Raw genomic sequence first — 4955 nt, forward strand, 5'->3', positions numbered from 1 at the left:
AGCGCTCTCGGGCTCAGCGCTCTCGGGCTGAACGTTCGAGGGCTCGACACGCGCGGGCTCGACGCTCGCCGGCTCGACGCCCGAGCCCGCGGCATCCTGTCCGTCGTTCGACTGCTCTCGGGTGTCACGGGTCGACTCGTCGACCGTGGGCGCCACCGCACTGCCGTCGTGCGAGCGCAGTTCGTCGGTCCATGAGGTGCCGTTCCAGCGGCGCAGTCCACCTCCCCCGGCGGGGTCGGGGTACCAGCCGTCGGGCGGAGTGGGTGAGTCGGTCATGTGGTTTCCCTGTCTGATGCGGAACCGGGCGAGATGGCCCGAGTCTAGTGAGCACGATCGACGTCACCGGAAGTCGCGTGAGGCGTGGGCGACCCCCACCCGCAGGTCGGTGAACCCGTCGGCCACCACGTTCGTCACCCCCTCGACGGACCGTTCGAGCATTCCCCGCACGATCAGTGCGGGCGACTCTCGTGCCACGCGGCGGTAGCGGTTCCACACCCCCACCGAGCAGATGATGTTCATGAGTCCGTGCTCGTCCTCGAGGTTGAGGAAGGTGATCCCGGATGCCGTGGCCGGCCGCTGCCGGTGGGTGACCAGCCCCGCGACCTCTATGCGTCGGTCGGTCTCAAAGGTGCGCAGGTCGCGCGAGGTGATCACCCCCCGCGCGTCGAGCGCCGCCCGGAAATGGACCAGCGGGTGATCGTCAGTGGACAGACCGGTCGCCCACAGATCGGCCGCGAGCACCTCGTAGCTCGAGGGGTCGGTGAACAGCGGAGGCTGCACCGCGACGAGTGAATCGGGCAGGAACTCCGGGCGGTCCAGTGCCGCCGATCCCGCCAGCCAGATGGCCTCGCGCCGCGTGTGACCCAGGCTCTCGAACGCCCCCGCCGTCGCGAGCGCCTCGACCTGGGCGGTGACGAGCCCGGTGCGGCGCACGAGGTCGCGCAGGTCGCGGTAGGGACCCCCGCGTTCGCGTTCCGCCACGACCCGGGCGGCCACCTTGGCGCCGATCCCGGTGACCCCCGCCAGTCCCAGTCGTACCGCGAACCCTCCGTCGCGGCGGTGCGCCAGGGTCTCGTCGGGCTCGCGCGGATCGAACTCCCCCGTCGGCGGTTGCCGGGCATCGGCGCACGCGTCGCGTCCGGTCGGCCGCCGCTTCTGCCCGGGGGCCGCCGCGGCATCCCCCTCTGCTCCTCCCCCGGTCCCCGCCACCTCGTCGACGGGTTCGAGCGTCGCTTCGACCCCCGAGCGCTGCAGGTCGGGGCGGCGCACCACCACGCCGTGCCGGCGGGCGTCGGCGGTGAGCGTGGCCGGCGAGTAGAACCCCATCGGCTGTGCGCGCAGCAGGCCGGCGAGGAACGCCGCCGGATAGTGCAGCTTGATCCACGAACTCGCGTAGACCAGCAGCGCGAACGAGAGGGAGTGCGACTCGGCGAACCCGAAGTTCGCGAACGCCTGGATCTTGGCGTAGAGCTCGTCGGCGACGCGCCCCACCAGGCCGTTCTCGGCCATGCCCGCGTACAGCGTCTCGCGCAGGGAGTCGATGCGCTCGAGCCCCCGCTTCGAACCCATCGCTCGACGCAGCAGGTCGGCGTCCTCGGCCGAGCAGTTGCCGACGGCGACGGCCATCTGCATCAACTGCTCCTGGAAGACCGGCACCCCCATCGTGCGAGCGAGCACGGGTTCGAGCTTGGGGTGGACGTAGGTGATGGGCTCCTGCCCGAGCTTGCGCCGCACGAAAGGGTGCACCGCGCCGCCCTGGATGGGCCCCGGACGGATGAGCGCGATCTGCACGACGAGGTCGTAGAACTTGCGGGGCTGCAGACGCGGCAGCAGTCCCATCTGCGCGCGCGACTCCACCTGGAAGACCCCGATCGAGTCCGCCCGGCAGAGCATGTCGTACACCGCCTTCTCTTCTTTGGGCAGGGTCGACAGCTCCCACCGCTCGCCGGTGGCGTCGTGGATCAGATCGAAGCAGTACTGCAGGGCGGCGAGCATGCCCAGGCCCAGCAGATCGAACTTGACCAGGCCCATCCACGCGGCGTCGTCCTTGTCCCACTGGATGACCGTGCGGTCGTCCATACGGGCGTGTTCGATGGGCACCACCTCGCCGACCGGTCGATCCGTGAGCACCATTCCCCCCGAATGGATGCCGAGATGCCGCGGCGCCTTCAGCAGCTCGGACGCGAACTCGATGACCTGGTCGGGGATGTCGTGGTCGGCGCCGGTCTCGAGGCTCGCACCCCAGCGCTCGACCTGCTTGGACCAGGCGTCCTGCTGCCCGGGCGAATGCCCGAGCGCCCGCGCCATGTCGCGGACGGCGTTCTTGGGCCGGTACTGGATGACGTTGGCCACCTGCGCCGCGCGTTCGCGACCGTACTCGCGATAGACCCACTGGATGATCTCTTCGCGACGATCCGAGTCGAAGTCGACGTCGATGTCGGGTTCTTCGTCGCGCAGGCTCGAGAGGAAGCGTTCGAAGGGCAGCTTGTAGAAGATCGAGTCCACCGCGGTGATGTCGAGCAGGTAGCAGACCGCGCTGTTCGCCGCGGAGCCGCGCCCTTGGCACAGGATGCCACGACGCCGCGCCTCGGCGACGATGCCGTAGACGATGAGGAAGTAGCCCGGGAAGTCCTTCATCTCGATCACCTCGAGCTCGCGCTCGATGCGCCGACGGTCGTCGTCGGAGAGGTTCGGATACTTCCGCGGGACGGCCTGCCATACGAGGTGGCGCAGCCACGACATGGGGGTGTGCCCCTCGGGGACCTTCTGTCGCGGCAGAGCGGGCTTGGCCCGACGCAGGGGGAAGGCGATCTCGTCGGCGAGCTCGACGGTGCGGGCAACGGCCCCCGGATACCGCCGGAACCGCGCCGCCATCTCGACCCCGGACCGCAGGTGCGCCCCGGCGTGGGCGGGGAGCCAGCCGTCGAGCTCGTCGAGGCCGCGATTGGCCCGCACCGCGGCGACGGCGGCTGCGAGCAGCTCTTTCCGGGGAGCCGCGTAGTGCACGTTGTTGGTGGCCAGGGTTGCGAGGCCGCGCTCGGCGGCGAGGCCGGCCAGGACGTCGTTGCGCCGGGAATCGAGCGGGTCGCCCTGATCGATCAGCTCGACGAACACGGCTTCGGCCCCGAACAGGTCGACGAGGGTGTCGAGCTCGCGGGCGGCCCCCGCCGGCCCGTCGAAGGCGAGCGCCTGCCGCACCGCGCCTTTGCGGCATCCGGTGAGGACGGCCCAGTGGGGGTCGCGGGGACCGCCGGCGCGTTCGGCGAGTTCTTCGAGGTCGTAGACCGGGCGGCCCTTCTCGGCTCCGGTCAGCTGCGCGTGGGTGATGGCTGCGGCCAGACGGTGATACCCCTCTTCGCGACGGGCGAGAACCAACAGGTGCGAACCGTGCGGGTCGGCTTCTCCGTTCTGCGGGCCGGGGAGTCCGAGCGACAGCTCCGCCCCGAACACGGTCTTGACCGTGCGGGCCTCGGCCGCCTCGGCGAAACGCACGATGCCGTAGAAGCCGTCGTGGTCGGTGAGGGCGAGCGCGTGCAGTCCCAGCCGCTCGGCCTCTTCGACGAGTTCCTCGGGCGAGGAGGCGCCGTCGAGGAACGAGTACGACGAGTGCGCGTGCAGCTCGGCGTAGGGCACGGTGTCGTCGGGCCGCTCGATGGCGGGCGGTACGTACGCACCGCGCTTGTGCGACCAGGCCGGACTGTCGCCCCCGTCACCGTTGGGCGGGGCGCCCGTCGGACGACGGGCGTCGCTGAGCAGGCGTTCGAGCTCCGACCACTTGACCGGAGGATTGGTCCAGCCCATCAGTGCCTCACCGCCCGGTCCCGCGGGGACCGTGCCGGATCCGAGCCCTCAGTCATAGCGTCCCTCCGCTCTCCACTCGCCCTCTTCGACCACGAGCAGCCACGCGCCCCCGGCGTCGTCGACGACCTGGAACCGGTGGGCCCGACGCGCTCGCAGCGCATCCCATCCGCGCTCGCTGATCGGCCAGGGGCCCGCCCATTCCCGGATGCGCCTTCGTTGCCCCGCCGTTTCGAGCACCGCGGGTGGTGCGCTCAACGCGTCGCGCTCCCCCACCGTGACCGGGGCCCCCGCGACGTCGGTGACGCCCACGAGGCGCGGCTCGGGATAGACCGTGGCCGGGAGGGGGTCGGGAAGACTGCCCGGCCACGGCCGCGAGCGTTCCTTCGCCGTCACGGCACGATCACCCCACGGCACCAGCACCTGGCGCTCGGCCAGCCAGCGCCCACCGCCGATCACCGGGGTCGCCACGGCACGATGTCCGAGCATGGCCTGCACGCGCGAGAGCGCGTGGTGGACGCGCTCGTCGGGACCGGCGCCGAACAGCCCCTTGGCGTGGTGGGCGGCGGCATCGACCGCTTCGGGTTCGATGTGCACACCCGCGACACCGCTGCCGAAGATCCCCTGCGCGTCTTCGGCGAGTTGCCACCGCACCCGGTCGACCACACCCGCCGCGTCGAACGCCCCGGGGTGCAGCCACACGCGTTCGCTGCGCTCACCCCGCTCGCCCGTGAGGACCACGCGCAGCTCGGTGCAGACCAGACCGTGCACCCCCAGCTGGGCGATGAACTCCTCGGCGGCCACGCGCACGCCGAAGGCGACCTGGTCGGCGAGGTCGAGGGGCGGCTCGAACGCGATGTCACGGTGCAGTTCGGGGGGCGGGGTCCGTGGCTGCACCGGCTGCGAATCCAGACCCCCTGCCAGCGCGTGCAGGCGCACCCCCCTCTCGCCGAACCGCTCGCGGACGCGTTCGACCTGCAGCGCGGCGAGATCGCCCAGCGTGTGCACGCCCAGGCGTGAGAGGAGGCTTCCGAACTCGTCGTCGTCGAGGGTCGCGATCGACAGCGGCGCGAGGAAGGCCCCCGCCGCGCCGGGTTCGACGATGCGCACCGGGTCGTCGGCAGGGGTCGTGCGCGCGGCCTGCTCGGCGGTGAACA

General features: G+C 71.4%; 3 protein-coding genes. All 3 read right to left on the reverse strand.

The genetic code is table 11. The features are described from left to right. A partial coding sequence (locus QZ433_RS14370) for a DUF2510 domain-containing protein (protein ID WP_295784752.1) occupies positions 1 to 276 on the reverse strand: 276 nt, incomplete at its 3' end. 63 nt (positions 277 to 339) lie between these two features. After that, complete coding sequence (locus QZ433_RS14375; protein ID WP_295784754.1) at positions 340 to 3801, reverse strand: error-prone DNA polymerase; 3462 nt, start codon at positions 3799 to 3801, stop codon at positions 340 to 342. 48 nt (positions 3802 to 3849) lie between these two features. Next, positions 3850 to 4955: DNA polymerase Y family protein (locus QZ433_RS14380; RefSeq protein ID WP_295784757.1), on the reverse strand; the 1106-nt coding region annotated here is incomplete at its 5' end.

The sequence above is a fragment of the uncultured Microbacterium sp. genome (genome assembly GCF_913776565.1).
GTDB lineage: Bacteria > Actinomycetota > Actinomycetes > Actinomycetales > Microbacteriaceae > Microbacterium.